The sequence below is a fragment of the Candidatus Nitrosotalea sinensis genome (assembly GCF_900143675.1).
GTDB lineage: Archaea > Thermoproteota > Nitrososphaeria > Nitrososphaerales > Nitrosopumilaceae > Nitrosotalea > Nitrosotalea sinensis.
The window spans coordinates 602,563-617,202 of the sequence record NZ_FRFC01000003.1; the positions used below are offsets into that span (position 1 = coordinate 602,563).

Consider the following 14,640-nt stretch of genomic DNA (forward strand, 5'->3'; position numbering starts at 1 on the left):
GGTACAATGAATATCAAAATAGGCTGCACCGGATGGAGTTACCAAGGCTGGATTGGACCATTTTACCCAAAATCCATGGATGACACCAACTATCTAAAACACTATTCAAGTGCATTTGATATCACCGAAGTAAATTCTACATTTTACAAAATTCCAACTAGAATGACAACTCAAAAATGGTTCACAGATACGCCTGATGATTTTACATTTACTGCCAAATTGCCTCAGGTCATAACTCATGAAAACAGACTAAGGCCTGGACCATACCTGGACCAATTCCTTGATTCTGTAACTCCGTTACAATCCAAAATGAAAGTTCTTGTAATCCAGCTTCCTCCCTCGTTATCCTTTGATGAATCTAAAACAAATCTAGAAAAGATGGTAAATCATCTTCCAAAAAATTATAGATACGCCGTAGAGGGAAGACATCCTTCCTGGTTCTCTGATCCGTCTATACAATTTCTCTCACGGTATAATCTCTGCCTTGTTTGGAATGATGTATCAAGTGTTCCATTACATGATATCATCACAACTGATCTTGTCTACATTAGATTAATTGGCGACAGGACCATACCTGAGAACCAGTTTGGAAAAATCCACAAAGACAGGACGAGTCAAATAAAATCCTGGGTTGAAAAATTAACAAAAATCAAGGATAGTATCTCATTTGCAGCAATTCTTGCAAACAATCACTATGAGGGATTCTCACCACAGACTGCAAACAAGTTACGACTGGAACTTGACATGAAACCTGTAACGTGGTCTGATAAAACCCAGACCACACTTGTCTGATATCACAGCCTCTGGCATATCACACCATAGTCTTTGGCAATCCTGTATGCCATGTTCTGGAGTTTTGTCATCTGCTCTATGCTTGATTTTCCATGGCCTATCTGACTCATGATGGTCATACACTTGTGGATCTTGTTGTGGTCCCCATCTTCTTGCTTTTCTGACCACATGCTAAAACAGTCTTCAAACTCTAGACAGAATCTGAGTATAAACTCCTCCCAGTTATCAAACTTGGTCGAGTACCCAATTGCACTTGCCAATTCCCGGAACTCGTTGCTTCTGTCAATTAGGAGCATATCTAATGCTCTTTTTGCTTTTGGCTCTACTTGTAATATGGATGCCATGAAAGAAACATTGTTTTAGAAAATATTAAACAGCAGGTATGCTCTGCAAACAAGTGCAATACAATGTAATGTTTACCAGCCACGCTGGGTGAGTATCTGTAATACATCAGGCTTGACACATGCTGGTGAACCATCATCCAGCTTGATTATCAAAGAAAATCCTTGCTTGCACTGGACATCTTTTGGACTAGTTCCTGCCTTGACTTGTTCCAGTGGTGGCATGATGGTAGCTGCAGTTGGATGTGATACAGTTGTTGTATTCTGTGGTGTTGGTATTACAGTCTGTGTCATGTTGTTTGATGTGTCATTAGTATCGTTTGCAAGTGGGTTGTCACTTGGAGCAAGTGCACTGTCCGGGTTTGAACTAAGATCCGTATTGTCTTGCGTTGACATGTCTCCAGTATCAGGACCTGTACTAGTTGTATTGTCTTCTGATATTGGACCTGTACTGTTGTCCGTGTAATTTCCTTCAGGTATAGGACCTGCATTGGGGTCTGTGCTTGGATCACTGACTTGGGCAAATACAGATTCAGTACTAAGTAAATTAAAAGACCAAACTAGGGTTGCTGCTATGCCTAGCATTACTGTTGCAGACAAGACTTTGTTCAATTATCCTTTGGCCCATCTGCCAAATACTTAAGACTTGCTTATCATTGATACTGGAGATTGCACCCCGTAAATGCATCATCAAACTATTAATCATTTCTCAGGACTGTTACTGATCATTGTGAGTTTACAAAGTTCCGCAATTGCTTATATCCACTGTATCGTAGACTTGGCAAGAATCATGACTACACAAGAACTCAAATCACTTCTTACAAAAAAGGCAACTGCACTTGCAGTAATTACTGTATTGGCAGTTTCCGTTTTTGGAGGAAATTTGATGACTGTGGCAATGGCAGACCCAGGCAATAGCACTAGTGATAATGCTAGTACAAATGCCAAGTCTGCAAATCAAGCAGCAAGACAGACTTTGCGACAGACCTTGCAGCAGGACCAAGTAACATACAAGCAAGCAACTCAATCTGCTGATCTTGCATACAAGCAAGCAACCCAATCTGCTAACTTGGCATACAATCAAGCAGTCCAGGATGCAAATGTTGCATACAACAAAGCAGTCCAGGATGCACAAGCAGCATACAAGACTGCAGTTAGTGCAGCCAAAGGCAACGCTGCCGCAATTGGCACTGCATTGGCGACAAGAGACACCGCAATATCTACTGCTCAAACTGGAAAAACCAACGCAATTGTAGCAGCCCAAGTCATCCGTGACAAGGCATTAAACGATGCATGGTCAACACACGAGACCAGTGTCTACGGTGCACTTGCTACAAAAGATGGTGCAGATGGAACAGCACAATCAACATTCTACACTGCAATTGGTAATGCAACACTCGCAACAAGATCTCAGACAATAGGTCAGGCTCATGTTGACGAAGATAATGCAATACTCAAGGCAAGAACCACAAGAATTGCTACAGTAGAGACTGCTGATGTCACAAAAGACCAAGCAATTGGTACTGCTCAAACTGCATATATTAGTGCAGAAAGCACTGCCAGGACAGCACTTGACAATGCATACACCAAGGATGCCAAAGCATGGAATACTGCATTACAATCATACTGGAATGCTGTAGCTCCACTTGTACAAACAGAAGATAGTGCAATTGCTACTGCAAACGCAAACCATGTATCTGCAGTTGGAACAGCTGATGCCACAAGAGATCAAGCAATAGATCAAGCACATGCAACAATGTATGGCGCAATCTCGGCAGCCTATTAGGGCTGTTCTCTCTTCTCTTTTTATTTAATTTAGATACAAAATTATTTTGTTTCTTCAGGCACTGACTTGTTTTTTCTTGCGATAAATATAGAACCTACAGTTGTTACAATGTTTGTAAGTATTATCACGTATACTGCAAGGCTCACAAATGTATTTGCTAGCGGAATTCCGTCATTTAGAGCTGATATGGACAAAGTTGCAGGAACAACTCCTTGAGCACAAATCAAAATTATGGCAAGCTGGTCTTTTTTTAATTCAGACTTCTGAGTTGATGCCTTGGTTGCAATGTATCTGACCAACAACAATATTCCAAGTATGACAAGCCCTAATACGACATTTGTCAATATGGCATCAGGAACTATAACAAAAACAAGACCCAAAAATACAAAAAAGAATGTCTCCATGATAAAAGAGACTTCTCCCTGGAACTTGTAAAACTGGTCATTCATCTCTACAAGATCAAACTTTTGTCTTAGACGCGACAATACAACTTTTGAGCTACCTAAAAATAGTCCAAAGATGAGAACTGCAACAAGACCACTGCCGTGTAAAAGTTCTGTTACCGTATATGTGGTAAACAAAAGTCCTAATGTCAGAACATATGTGTACTTGAAGTTTCTTGCAAATTTCAGTACGAACATCCATGATATAGAAAGTACAATTCCAACCAGAATTCCTATTGAAAAGCTAGTCCCAATTGTGATGATTGGAACTGCCCAGTTGTTTGTGCCTGTCTTGTACAAACTCACAAATGCTTCATAAAATACAATCGAGTAAATTGAATTCAAAATCGATTCTAGTGTGAGAAATGTTATGGTGTTGTGGCCCAAATTAAGTGACCTTGATAACGGTATAACCACTACTGATGCTGTTTCACCACCTACTATTGCACCAAAGATGAGAGATTGAATCAAATCCCAATTTAGAATAAAGTGTAATGCAATTCCTATCAAAAATATGCTTGATACTACATAGATTGTAACTTGGACCATGGTTCTTGGGCTTCCTTTAATTACCTCACGAATCTTCATGTCCATGCCGCTGTAAAACAAAATCATAATCAGCGTAAAACTAGCAAATATCCCTAATACTGGAATTAATGGCTCTCGTGGAAATACATCAAAAATTGGTCCCAGTATGACCCCTATCATTATCAAAAAAAGATAGTAAGAAATTCCAGTCTTTTTGAAAAATATCTCACCTACAAACCCTAGAAAAATTATTCCGGCAACAACTGAAAAAACTAGTAATTCATTAATCATGAAAAAACTCAAAAATTAATATGATAAAATCCTGTCGAATAAGTTAGCTGTATATCAAAAAATGAAAATTAGAGATTATCTTTTATCTTCATCTGTTGTATTGCATGATGAAATAACCTCCTAAATTGATCTGTGTTACAGTGTGTACTATCTGATTTTAATACAATATGTAACTAGAAAACTTGTGCAAGTCATACCTCCGTCACAAATCTTTGAAACAAAAGAAGAGTTGATCCTGCATACCTTGCTTGATAGACATTCTCGCACAATATTGAGTGTAACAAAAGATGAAGCACTGACAGCACTTAAGATAAGTGAGAACTGTAATATTCCTCTAAGTACGGTATATAGACGATTGCAACTATTACGTAAGCTGCATTTTCTTCACGTATCCTGTACCATAAGACAAGATGGGAAAAAATTACTCTCATTTCAAAACAAAATATCAGGCATAGACATATCTTGGGATCAAGGCCAACTTCAAATTAACACACGAATGACACAATAGAAATTTCCTGAAAAATTAAAGCCCAATACTGTTGATGGCATTTCCGGAATTTGCATCAATTATGAGAATTATCTTCTTGCCCTTGTGATCGTACTGTGCAAACCAAATTGGTACATGTAATAGTTCCCCTGATGATACTTCCAAGTCTGTCTGCATCTGTCGTATCATGTGATATTTGGAATGAATCATTTGAGATTGAATCTGGTCTACAATATTTTTTGCCAAACTCTTTGCAGCGTCATCATTAATGTCTCCATTTAGAATCTTGACACCTTTTGGAACCTTTTTTGGATCAAAGTCGACTTTGACATCAAGTGAAAACTCGTATCCATGGGGTTGAAATGCGGTAAGTGACTTGACAGCAACGACGGGGCAGTCATAGGACTCATCAACTGTGTATGCTTTTGTTGCATTTGCACCGCCCATCATGCCTCCTCCACCCATCATGGTTCCAAACAACATACCGTCCATCATTCCTCCTCCAAATCCGCCCCCTCCTCTTCTAGAACCTCCGCTCATTGCACCGCCCATCAATCCTGCCATTGCAGCAGTAGCAGCAATTCCGCCCACTTCAGCTGCAATGTCGGTTGCAACAAGATTTGTTCTTGCACTGACAGGAATTATCCAGTATGGGACCATTGTCAAATCAATCTCTTCAAGCTTGGAGTTTTCTTGCAAGTGTCTGTGTAACAGTCCTTTGTCCATCATGTGATGCAAAGTTTCAGTAATTTGATCTCTGTCTGATATCTTGAGCGGTAACATGGAGTGCTTGGCAACATTTTGCCATCCCTTGTTCTCAAGGCTCACACTGCTTCCACAATATTCGCATGTCACAACCATCTCGCCAAACTTGGGAACAATCGGTGCACCACAACTTGGACATTTGACCTCTTTTGTCTCTGTAGTTGTCTGTACATTTTGTGTATTTTGTGGAGAAGGCTGGGATGCTTGAGATTGCTTTGTACCACATTTGACGCAAAAGACTGCATCATCTGGAAGTTGGATTCCGCATTTTGAACAAAACATATCTAATCTAACCTGATTTTATCTCGCTGCCACAATGGGAACAGAACTTGGACCCAACAGCTACAGTGCTGTTGCATTTGGGGCATGTAATCCCTTGAGGTTTTTGTTGTACCTGTTGTTGACTCTCTCCGCAGCTAGGACAAAAGTTGTTTGATACTGGCATCATCATTCCACATTTCTGACATTGCTTCATTGGTGGCTGGTACATTCCCTGGCCCATCTGTCCTGCCATTGCATACCCTATGCCAGAGCCTGCGCCAAACCCTACGCCCAAGCCTGCAAGCGAGCCTGCCCCGCCTGATGGATTCTTGGCAGCTTCAGTCATTGCCTGTCCTGCTTGGTACTGCATATAGTTGACACCAAGTACTGACATTTCTGACCTTGTGTTGATTGCCTTTTGTACCTCATCTGGTAAACTAATTGTAAGTCCTGAAATCTTGTTTATCTCTACTCCATATTGTCCAAAACTGGTTGCTGTATTTGACAGCACTATCTGCTCGATATTTTGCAAGTTTGTTGCAATGTCAGTTATCTTCATTCCACTCTCTTTCATTTTTCCTAGTGCATTGAAAAGCAAAATCACAAGTTGTTCTTTCAAACGAGTCTCTATCTCATCTGATGTCTGTACCGCAAATGTACCAACAAACTGATTTATGAAATTCTCAGGCGATGATACCTTCCACCTAAACTCACCAAATACTCGTAAATTCACAATGCCAAAGACTGGGTCTACAAACTGATATGGTCCCTGTGATCCAAACTTGCCATCAATGTATCTATTTTGTAAATAATACACTTCAGCTGCTTGCTGGACTCCTGTGAAAAATTTCAATAGGCCACCTACAATTGGTGCATTAAAGTCAGTCAGTGCGTATCTGTTTGGCTTGTCAAAATAAGTCAAAACTTTACCGTCTCTAAAAAATACTGCAATCTCGTCTTCTCTTACTACTATGTTGTCATTTAGTCTAATCAATCTTGGAACTTTCCACATGATATTTCCTTGCTTGTACTGTGTGTCCCACTCGATAGTAGTAGAACCAGCTACACTTCCGCCATCGAATTGATCTTTTTTGTGCCCAAACATTTTACAAAACTCCTATCGATATCATTATTTTGTCACCAATATGTTCTCAACTGATTCTAATCTCTGTTTCCATGAATGGTTGAGATTGTCAAGTGTTGCATTTATCGCAGATGCAATCTCTTGCACTGATTTTCCAGAATTGTACTCTGTAACAGAATTAGAGCATGATTGATACACCTGCTCTGCTGAATTTACAAAATTATAATCATATTCATACAACTTGTTCAATACTCCTTCATCAATTCTTATGTTTGGAGAAATTCCAGCAGAGCCCTGCTGCGCATGTTGTATTTGACCTGAAACTTGCTGTATCTTTGATATGGTATTTCCTACCATAGTCAAATTCGTATAATCGCCCTTTGCAGTAACTGCCTGCCTTAGGCTATCAAGCAATGATCTTGATTCATTCAAGTTATCTGATACTTGTTTTCGTAGCAGCTGGTCTGCAGCACGAATGTCTTCAAGCTTGCGATACTCTTGTAACCCTGGTATCTTTAACTGCAGTTTTTTCCAAGTACCTCTGTTTTCAACTATCTTCTCTCGCAGATCTGGATTGTCTGACATGTACTCTCTTGATCTATGTTACAAAACTTAAAGATTCCGAGAACTTTGTTAACTAATTTTTTATACAAAACCGTCTTGCAAAGGTCATATAGTTGAATTTGTCTTATTTTCAGTATATGAAAAAAACTCTTCTGTTTGTTGTAATTATGTTGTTGTCATGCAATGCTCTACCATCATTTTCGCAAACAAATTCCACACAAGATTTCAAAACCATGCAACAACAAAAAAATGAGAACAGCCCTGCGCTTTCTTATGCTGTTTTTTATATAACAGAAAATGATGCCTGCTCTGATTCTGAATACAAGAGCCTAAAGTTCTACCAGGTAATTGCAGATGAATATCTCTCAATGTATGGGATAAACCACGACTTGCAAGGATCACTCTGTGTACCATTGAAAAATTACCAGTCATATTTTTCAGGACTCTCTACATTTACGCTTCCAATTGTAATATCTGATAACAAGGTAGGACAACAACTAGTGCAACAAGGATACTATGGAATGTATGAAATCACCGGTACCGGAAAACAAGTAATCTATGTTTGCTCATGTGATCCAAATGTAGAAAGTTGGGCAGGGGCATGGATTTTATCTCACGAGCTATCTCATTTCTCGCTTAGATATTTTGGAGAGCCTGACAATGTATCAATAACATGGGTACACTATATCCAGGCGCTTGAAAATGACTGTCAGCAAGGAAACTTTGGAAAGGTATGTCCAATGTATTCTGCATCTGTAACATCTCCAACTGGAAACCAAATTCCAGTGATGGAAGTATATGGCCAAGGACCATCAACGACTCTACCAAAAGATGCACCACAAAGTGAGGTATCTACACTTGGAACAAACTCTACCATTGTTCCGGTATCAAATCCCACATGTCAGACAAACCAAATCTGTCTTCTTCCTGGAGACTATGTATCTTATCAAGTAACTCGTCCTAACCTAAACCAAACTGTCAGATTTGACTTTGTAACTCCAACTGACAATAAGCAAATTACAGTCAAGACTACCGTATCCCAAAATGGTACAAATGCATACGAGTATGACACACTAGACCTGTCAAAATCAATATTCACAAGACCCGGAGGCCTTACTGCCAATTTCATGTATGTACTTCCAACCCCGTTGAATCTTAACGCTGCATATCATCAGAGCAATGCCACGGTTGGAAGCTATGACAGAACAATCATGTCTGCACAAAACACCAACCAGACATATTCTATTTTGGTACAAATTGACAAAGAAACTGGCATACTGACCAATCTTGCAATATCTAGTGTCACAAATACCAATGGCACTGTCTCTGTAACACAAGAATCTTACAAGTTGATTGGAACAAACAAGATATCTGCATCAAATTATGCTTTCACTACGCCACAAACAGAAGCAAAACAAAATGCCAAGTCTTGGTCTGACGGTTCAATTTCCGATGATACCTTCATGCAATATTTGATCTCAAATGGTATTGTAAAATCATCTACTCAAGGAACATTCTCTATTCCATCCTGGGTAAAAACTGATGCCAAGCTCTGGTATGGTGGTGCCATATCTGACACTGATTTTGCATCAGCAATCCAATATCTTGTATTACATGGTGTAATACATACGCAAAGCAATCTTACTCAATCCGGATTTCCAACTGGAAAAGTAAAGTTGGGGGGAATATCTCTTGATGTTGATATTGCAGACACGCCACAACGCCAAGTCCAAGGATTACAATATCATACTGTGTTATCATATAGTCAAGGAATGCTGTTTCCATTTGCACAACCACAAGTTATACCAATATGGATGAAAGACATGCAATTTCCAATAGATATCATCTGGTTTGACAGCTCTGGAAATATTTTACATGTAGAAAAAAATGCACAACCCTGTGTTGACAATTGCACCATATATGGCCAAGACATATCTAATGCAAAATACGTTCTTGAAGTTGCATCCGGTTTTGTAGACAAGTTTAAGATAAACTCTGGCTCTGTCTTGCAAATTATGTCCTGATTTGGCAAGACTATTAAGATACAAATAGAAAAATCAAAACTGTGCCAAATAAAATAATGATAAATCTTGACAAGGCAATCTACACCGAAGGTGATTACGTCAAGATAAAACTAGACTATGAAACACTAGCCCCAAAACAAGCGATGCATCTTGTAGTGTATGATCCATCAGAAAAGGAGGCATTTAGCGAGGATCAGTATCTTAACTCCCAAAAAGGCTCATATTCTAACGTACTACGTTTTGATACCAAGCACTGGAAGACCCCTGGAAGATACAAGGTTGCTGCATGGGACCAGGAAGGAACGAGAAAAGAGGTGTTCTTCCAGTTCAAGACTAAAGGCTAACTCTGCCTGAACCTAAACTTTCAGTTATTCTTAAATAGAAATCATGATATCATGATCTCATTGAAATCTAGTTCCAAACTGCTCTTGTCTGCAGTATCTGCACTAGTGTTGTCTCTTATCTTGGGCTCACTTGCACCAGCAATGGCTCAAACAACACCGCAACAGAATTTGGAAAAGAGAAATTACTATTATTTGGATGACCAACACCTTACTGCACTTTATGGTAATGACAAAGTATGTGGTGATCACCTATGTGCACCAGGGGAATGGGCAAAACTACAAGAAAATCTAAACAAGGCACAGATTCATCCATCAAACAATACGAAAATTACTATTCCACCAACAACACCCATAACCCCAACTACAAATAAAACTTCAACAACTACAACCGTACCTGCAAATCAAACTGTAACAACCCCACCTCCAGTTACAAATCCACCACCAGCAACAAATTCCACAAGTACAACATCTGCAGTATCACCATCAGTATGTATGGCAGTAAAGACAGCTCTTGGCAACTCTACTTCATCTGATATAGTTGCAAAGATAATGAATGATCTTGGTTGCAAATAACAAGTAAAATACTAATTTTCTAACTTGCTAAACTTGTTTGTGTGCTAAAATCTAGTCTCCTTCTGGAAACTGATAGAATGTTGGCATGTTTTGTGGAACATCGCCGTAGACTAGAGCAATCTCATCATGTGCATGCATTATGGTACTTGCCAAGCTTGTACTTACAAGATTTCCATTGACAAAAACCTCTGGTGTTCCAGATGATGGAATTCCAGTATTTGTTGCCTTCCAGATGTCCAAGAATTGTCCAACTGTAAAGTCTTGTTGTTTTGGAGACTCGATGTGTATTATTCCATCCGATGTATGTGTGTGAAGCCAGTAAAGACATGTCTTTTCTAATCCTATTTGTGCTGGAATGCCTACATGTTGTCCATTTGAAAAGATATCAATGTGAGCATGAATGTGAAACGTAGAATATTCTTGAGTTTCACATGGTATGCCGTCTATTGAAGCAAAACTAGTATCAACTGTATTGTCTGATTTGTAAATCACATAGGCTGCTCCGGCAATTATTGCAGCAACAACTCCTAATGCAATTAACTTACCCTTGCCCTTTGTTGGCTTGGCAGGCATCTTGTCTTTTTTTGCGTCCTTCATTACTAGTACATGTGAGGTGTTTTAAATCAAGTATTAATGGGTTCTGATAGATTTATTCTAGTAGAAAATGACAAAGTTTTTTCAATAAATTCAAAAGATCATTTGACCATCTGTCTGAGCTCATCAGGTGACGCATTCATTATCTCTTCTCTGGTATGAGGCTTGGCAAGTTTTCTGTTAACCAATACTACACTCATCCCTCTTGGTATGACTCGTTTTGAGCTCAAAAGACCCATGTATTGCTCTTTTTCCTCTTCCGTACAAAATACCGTCTCATAGTTACTTGAGACCAATATTTCTTGGAATACCTCGCTGCTCATACTCATCATAGCTCTAGTTACACTCTAGTTCCTATAAGGAATTACTACACAATGTTCTGTAACATGGTTCACTGAAAATTATGGTATCAAAGATGAATTGCTGTAGATTTATCTTTTAGTATGGATTTCTACGCTTATCTTTAATGCTAATTTGTTGTACTGCATCTCTAGGCAAACGGGAAGATCTCTTGTGAGGAGTTGAACCCAAATCCACCTCCCATCATGTGAACCTGTTTGCCCTGTAATGTGATGAAAATTTCTTATATCTTGCATGCTGCGTCCTAGGAACTATGGTTGAACTAGATGACATTGCAAAAGCAAAGGCAGTTGCATTAATTCTAGATAAAAAAACAGAACAAGCACTAGAATACTTGAGCAAGTTGTATGGTATTCAAACACCTGAAATTACAGTGGGAACTATAAAGAGAAAACGAAGAACTGTATATGCAGTATACGTAGTACAAGAAAAAAAGATCTATGCGTCAAATTCTGAAATATTCTACAACCCGTTTGTAATACTTCATGAATATTATCACCATATACGCTCAAAGCTTGACACTCACAAAGGTTCAGAAAAACACGCAAACATGTACGCAAAATCATTTATTGATTCGTATGTTAAAATCGCCCAAGCTCAGAAAGACTAGCTTGTTGTTTTCATATAGTTTATGGCTTCTTTGATTCTTTTTATGGTTGATGCAAAACTGCCTTTCATTATTAGAACTATGATGTCCTGTCCTTTTGGTATTGATATTATGCGAAAATCTTTCCTCTCTGTTATGGTGTATTTTACAGAACCTAGATTCTCATCAAAGTCACGTTGCATGGACTCGTACAGTGATATTGACATGAAAAACATCTCTTTTTGTTCATCAGATAGCGTTACAGTATTTCTTGTCTTGTAATCAATCAGACGACCATTCTTTGTAATGCGCCCTGCAAATTCTACTCCATGAACCAAATAATCCTCAAGATTGCTGACATGGACGTTTTGCGACATTAGTATACAATTGGTTTTCTTTGTTAATAAAACTGATCACAAATTTCATGTCCCGGTTAAGATGATAATCATGATTGACAAGTGTTATCTTCAAGTCTTTTCATAGTCTGTATATAATGTCAAGTAAACTCGTTCTAACTGCATTATCTGTTTTATGTGTATCATGTATGGTTCCTGACCTGAACATGCCTGTGCATGCAAGCTCACCAATTATGATATCGATGGATTCGTATCCTCAAGTAAATATTGTAATTTACGCACCTGATTTTAACTCCAGTCCGTATGCAATTGATACAATAGGCGAAGACGGCAGTACAATCACAATCTCTACAAGAGAATCTAGCATTCCATATAGGCTAGTTGAGACTGGTCCTGATACTGGATATTTTGCAGGCTCTGTTATTGTCTCATCTACTACTTCTTCTTGTTCTCCTGTATGCGGTCCAAATGATGGGTTTCTCGCAGGAGGTGGAAATGATGCAATCACGGTGTCTTTCACATATGCAAACGGTCAGACAATTACTGCTTCATCAAGTGACAATTCAAGACCTGTGTACAACACAGCAGTCCCCGAGTTTCCTGCTGTAGACATTGCCCTTGTTGCAGGAGTGGCATTTCTGGTATATTTTTCCAGGACGAGCTTTATACGTTAAACAAATGTCTGTACCTGTAATGAATCCTAAAACCAAAAATGCCCAATGCAAAAGATGTCTTGGAAAGTTCAAGGAAAAAGAGATTTACACAATACAACAGTTCCAATATAGAAAATCTCCACCATATCAGTGGACAAGGGAGTTTTTTGATATATTAGAAATTGGAGAGTGGGACTCGTTTTGTGAACCATGCATGAATTACTACAAAAAAATATCTCACGCCATCTGGATGAAATATTGTAATTCTATTTGAGATATTTATCCATGAATGATAAAGTCTTGTTCCATGCGTCCTTTGTCTGCTCTGGTGCATAATTTGCACCTGATGGATTTGCAAATGCATGTCCTAATCCTGGATATGTGTAAATTTCATTTTGAATTCTCATCTTGTCAAGATCTGACTTGAATTCTCTTACCTTGTTAATTGATATTGATTGGTCCTTTTCTCCAAAAAATCCAAGGATTGGCCATTTGATTGATGATAATGTTGTAGTATTTGTTACTGGTTGACCATAGTAAATTATTGTAGCATCTAATTTGTTTCCACTCAGGGCATAATTTAATGACTGGCTACCGCCAAAACACCACCCTATTGTAGAGATTTTGGTAACATTGTATTTTTCTTTGAGGATATTTGCAGCAGCGTTGATGTTCTCCATTCCTTTTTGCTCATCAAAAGAAAGCAACAGTTGCCTTGCCCCATCTGCTGTAGTTGCAACTTGCCCTGCGTACAAGTCCACTGCCATGGCTACATAACCATGAGAGGCAAGACCTCTTGCCATGCTTTTTATGTTGTCATTTAGTCCCCACCATTCGTGGATTAGTATGACTCCTGGAAAATTGCCCTTTTGTGATGGCATTGCTACATACCCTGTGGTATTTGCATAATAAGTGACAGGGCTAGTAGTAACTTGCATCGGTCCTCCCTCAAACATGTCAGAGTTCTTTGTCCCGTTTTTGGTATAATCAGGTAAAAGATGTACTGCCCATCCGCGCTCTATCAATATTGAAACATCTCCTGATTTGATACATGCGGGACTGCCATCGCTTTTTTTCATTACTATCTGGAGATTGCCAGCACAGGTAATCTGGTTTATTGGAACATGCATGTTCATTTGTTTTATTGGTGAAAACATCTGTGTATTTTGTGCACCAACAATTGGTACCTGTATTGCTAGAATCAAAATGAATGTTGAAAAAACTGCAAGAATTTTTTTCTGCACAAACTATTTTGTAACTAAAATATGATTTAAACTTGAATCCGTTTCTACTTACAATGAATCTATCTCTTGTAATTCTTATATGCAATCAAGTGCATATTATAGTCCATGTCACAGAGTATGCAATATCTGGACAGGATACTGGAAAATGTCATGCACACTGACAAGCAGATAAGGTATGCGACAATCTTTGACAACGAAGGAAAAGAGATAGGAACAAGAATACAAGATGGAATGGAACCATTCCTTGATGAACTGGATACAAAAGAAACACTGCGCTATGCAGCAAATGCATGGAAGATAAGAAGATCCTTTGAACCAAAAATTGGCAAGGGAAGATACGTGTTGGCAGTATATGATAAACTACGAAGACTAACAATGCCTATTGGAGATAAATATCTCCTAATGGTAACATGGGGAATTGAGGGTGGCTCGTCTCAAATCATTGAACATCTTGAGAACATGTTCTCAGGTGATCCGACCCGAGACTGGTGATATCACAAATCTGCAAACTCATAGTACCTGTCTAGACTGTACTGTATTCTGAATGGTAAAGATCTAATCCTC

Annotated in this window: 20 protein-coding genes; 10 read left to right on the forward strand and 10 right to left on the reverse strand. The window is 38.8% G+C overall.

Features of this window, described 5'->3' with window-relative positions:
• Positions 1–6 precede the first annotated feature (6 nt).
• Entirely contained in the window at positions 7–792 is a 786-nt protein-coding gene (locus tag NSIN_RS05115) for a DUF72 domain-containing protein (protein ID WP_101009686.1), read from the forward strand.
• A 2-nt stretch (positions 793–794) separates the two neighbouring features.
• Here NSIN_RS05115 and NSIN_RS05120 read toward each other — a convergent pair whose 3' ends face one another.
• Both NSIN_RS05120 and NSIN_RS05125 read right to left on the reverse strand, forming a co-directional pair.
• On the reverse strand, positions 795–1,136 hold the full coding sequence (locus NSIN_RS05120) for a hypothetical protein (protein ID WP_101009687.1): 342 nt from the start codon (positions 1,134–1,136) through the stop codon (positions 795–797).
• 72 nt (positions 1,137–1,208) lie between these two features.
• A complete protein-coding gene (locus tag NSIN_RS05125; RefSeq protein WP_101009688.1) occupies positions 1,209–1,745 on the reverse strand; it encodes a hypothetical protein in 537 nt (178 codons plus the stop codon).
• A gap of 178 nt (positions 1,746–1,923) precedes the next feature.
• Between NSIN_RS05125 and NSIN_RS05130 the strand changes: the two genes are divergently transcribed.
• Positions 1,924–2,919 carry a hypothetical protein gene (locus NSIN_RS05130; protein ID WP_101009689.1) on the forward strand — a complete coding sequence of 332 codons (996 nt, stop codon included), beginning with the start codon at positions 1,924–1,926 and terminating at the stop codon, positions 2,917–2,919.
• A 41-nt stretch (positions 2,920–2,960) separates the two neighbouring features.
• On the opposite strand, the gene NSIN_RS05135 is transcribed toward NSIN_RS05130, so the two are convergent.
• Positions 2,961–4,181, reverse strand: a complete 1,221-nt coding sequence (locus tag NSIN_RS05135; protein ID WP_101009690.1) for a cation:proton antiporter domain-containing protein — start codon at positions 4,179–4,181, stop codon at positions 2,961–2,963.
• A gap of 184 nt (positions 4,182–4,365) precedes the next feature.
• Here NSIN_RS05135 and NSIN_RS05140 point away from each other — a divergent pair, with 184 nt between their 5' ends.
• A complete protein-coding gene (locus NSIN_RS05140) occupies positions 4,366–4,689 on the forward strand; it encodes a winged helix-turn-helix domain-containing protein (protein WP_165775250.1) in 324 nt (107 codons plus the stop codon).
• Positions 4,690–4,704: 15 nt separating this feature from the next.
• Here the strand turns inward: NSIN_RS05140 and NSIN_RS05145 are convergent, their stop codons facing one another.
• From NSIN_RS05145 to NSIN_RS05155, 3 genes are read right to left on the reverse strand one after another with little or no spacing between them, the layout of a single operon-like run.
• Complete coding sequence (locus NSIN_RS05145; protein WP_101009692.1) at positions 4,705–5,715, reverse strand: zinc ribbon domain-containing protein; 1,011 nt, start codon at positions 5,713–5,715, stop codon at positions 4,705–4,707.
• Between the two features lie 7 nt (positions 5,716–5,722).
• Complete coding sequence (locus tag NSIN_RS05150; protein WP_101009693.1) at positions 5,723–6,799, reverse strand: SPFH domain-containing protein; 1,077 nt, start codon at positions 6,797–6,799, stop codon at positions 5,723–5,725.
• Positions 6,800–6,823: 24 nt separating this feature from the next.
• Entirely contained in the window at positions 6,824–7,363 is a 540-nt protein-coding gene (locus NSIN_RS05155; protein ID WP_101009694.1) for a hypothetical protein, read from the reverse strand.
• A gap of 116 nt (positions 7,364–7,479) precedes the next feature.
• Here NSIN_RS05155 and NSIN_RS05160 point away from each other — a divergent pair, with 116 nt between their 5' ends.
• From NSIN_RS05160 to NSIN_RS05170, 3 genes are read left to right on the forward strand one after another with little or no spacing between them, the layout of a single operon-like run.
• Positions 7,480–9,366 (forward strand): DUF192 domain-containing protein, encoded by a 1,887-nt coding sequence (locus NSIN_RS05160; RefSeq protein ID WP_101009695.1) that lies wholly within the window; start codon positions 7,480–7,482, stop codon positions 9,364–9,366.
• 41 nt (positions 9,367–9,407) lie between these two features.
• Positions 9,408–9,710, forward strand: coding sequence for a hypothetical protein (locus NSIN_RS05165; protein WP_101009696.1), 303 nt, complete (start codon positions 9,408–9,410; stop codon positions 9,708–9,710).
• A 60-nt stretch (positions 9,711–9,770) separates the two neighbouring features.
• Positions 9,771–10,283 carry a hypothetical protein gene (locus NSIN_RS05170; RefSeq protein WP_133124065.1) on the forward strand — a complete coding sequence of 171 codons (513 nt, stop codon included), beginning with the start codon at positions 9,771–9,773 and terminating at the stop codon, positions 10,281–10,283.
• Between the two features lie 51 nt (positions 10,284–10,334).
• Here the strand turns inward: NSIN_RS05170 and NSIN_RS05175 are convergent, their stop codons facing one another.
• Both NSIN_RS05175 and NSIN_RS05180 read right to left on the reverse strand, forming a co-directional pair.
• Positions 10,335–10,880, reverse strand: a complete 546-nt coding sequence (locus NSIN_RS05175) for a hypothetical protein (RefSeq protein ID WP_101009700.1) — start codon at positions 10,878–10,880, stop codon at positions 10,335–10,337.
• A gap of 98 nt (positions 10,881–10,978) precedes the next feature.
• Positions 10,979–11,200 (reverse strand): hypothetical protein, encoded by a 222-nt coding sequence (locus NSIN_RS05180; protein WP_101009702.1) that lies wholly within the window; start codon positions 11,198–11,200, stop codon positions 10,979–10,981.
• Positions 11,201–11,490: 290 nt separating this feature from the next.
• Between NSIN_RS05180 and NSIN_RS05185 the strand changes: the two genes are divergently transcribed.
• Positions 11,491–11,847, forward strand: coding sequence for a hypothetical protein (locus NSIN_RS05185; protein WP_101009704.1), 357 nt, complete (start codon positions 11,491–11,493; stop codon positions 11,845–11,847).
• Here NSIN_RS05185 and NSIN_RS05190 read toward each other — a convergent pair.
• The gene (locus NSIN_RS05190; protein ID WP_101009706.1) at positions 11,844–12,200 is read right to left on the reverse strand and encodes a hypothetical protein; all 357 of its coding nucleotides are present in this window, start codon (positions 12,198–12,200) and stop codon (positions 11,844–11,846) included. The two genes, NSIN_RS05185 and NSIN_RS05190, sit on opposite strands and share 4 nt — an antisense overlap.
• A gap of 116 nt (positions 12,201–12,316) precedes the next feature.
• On the opposite strand from NSIN_RS05190, the gene NSIN_RS05195 reads away from it, so the two are divergent.
• On the forward strand, positions 12,317–12,853 hold the full coding sequence (locus NSIN_RS05195) for a hypothetical protein (protein ID WP_101009708.1): 537 nt from the start codon (positions 12,317–12,319) through the stop codon (positions 12,851–12,853).
• Between the two features lie 19 nt (positions 12,854–12,872).
• Complete coding sequence (locus NSIN_RS05200; RefSeq protein ID WP_101010095.1) at positions 12,873–13,106, forward strand: hypothetical protein; 234 nt, start codon at positions 12,873–12,875, stop codon at positions 13,104–13,106.
• Here the strand turns inward: NSIN_RS05200 and NSIN_RS05205 are convergent.
• Positions 13,099–14,076 carry a dienelactone hydrolase family protein gene (locus tag NSIN_RS05205; protein WP_245871909.1) on the reverse strand — a complete coding sequence of 326 codons (978 nt, stop codon included), beginning with the start codon at positions 14,074–14,076 and terminating at the stop codon, positions 13,099–13,101. The genes NSIN_RS05200 and NSIN_RS05205 overlap by 8 nt on opposite strands.
• 105 nt (positions 14,077–14,181) lie before the next feature.
• Here NSIN_RS05205 and NSIN_RS05210 point away from each other — a divergent pair, with 105 nt between their 5' ends.
• A complete protein-coding gene (locus tag NSIN_RS05210) occupies positions 14,182–14,568 on the forward strand; it encodes a hypothetical protein (RefSeq protein ID WP_101009710.1) in 387 nt (128 codons plus the stop codon).
• The last annotated feature ends 72 nt before the right edge of the window (positions 14,569–14,640 follow it).

Coding starts and splice junctions, on each gene's coding strand:
- NSIN_RS05195 (WP_101009708.1), top strand. CDS start 12,317: ATGTCAAGTAAACTCGTTCTAACTGCATTATCTGTTTTATGTGTATCA.
- NSIN_RS05200 (WP_101010095.1), top strand. CDS start 12,873: ATGAATCCTAAAACCAAAAATGCCCAATGCAAAAGATGTCTTGGAAAG.
- NSIN_RS05135 (WP_101009690.1), bottom strand. CDS start 4,181: ATGATTAATGAATTACTAGTTTTTTCAGTTGTTGCCGGAATAATTTTT.
- NSIN_RS05180 (WP_101009702.1), bottom strand. CDS start 11,200: ATGAGCAGCGAGGTATTCCAAGAAATATTGGTCTCAAGTAACTATGAG.
- NSIN_RS05160 (WP_101009695.1), top strand. CDS start 7,480: ATGAAAAAAACTCTTCTGTTTGTTGTAATTATGTTGTTGTCATGCAAT.
- NSIN_RS05175 (WP_101009700.1), bottom strand. CDS start 10,880: ATGAAGGACGCAAAAAAAGACAAGATGCCTGCCAAGCCAACAAAGGGC.
- NSIN_RS05150 (WP_101009693.1), bottom strand. CDS start 6,799: ATGTTTGGGCACAAAAAAGATCAATTCGATGGCGGAAGTGTAGCTGGT.
- NSIN_RS05185 (WP_101009704.1), top strand. CDS start 11,491: ATGGTTGAACTAGATGACATTGCAAAAGCAAAGGCAGTTGCATTAATT.
- NSIN_RS05190 (WP_101009706.1), bottom strand. CDS start 12,200: ATGTCGCAAAACGTCCATGTCAGCAATCTTGAGGATTATTTGGTTCAT.
- NSIN_RS05130 (WP_101009689.1), top strand. CDS start 1,924: ATGACTACACAAGAACTCAAATCACTTCTTACAAAAAAGGCAACTGCA.
- NSIN_RS05210 (WP_101009710.1), top strand. CDS start 14,182: ATGTCACAGAGTATGCAATATCTGGACAGGATACTGGAAAATGTCATG.
- NSIN_RS05115 (WP_101009686.1), top strand. CDS start 7: ATGAATATCAAAATAGGCTGCACCGGATGGAGTTACCAAGGCTGGATT.
- NSIN_RS05145 (WP_101009692.1), bottom strand. CDS start 5,715: ATGTTTTGTTCAAAATGCGGAATCCAACTTCCAGATGATGCAGTCTTT.
- NSIN_RS05155 (WP_101009694.1), bottom strand. CDS start 7,363: ATGTCAGACAATCCAGATCTGCGAGAGAAGATAGTTGAAAACAGAGGT.
- NSIN_RS05120 (WP_101009687.1), bottom strand. CDS start 1,136: ATGGCATCCATATTACAAGTAGAGCCAAAAGCAAAAAGAGCATTAGAT.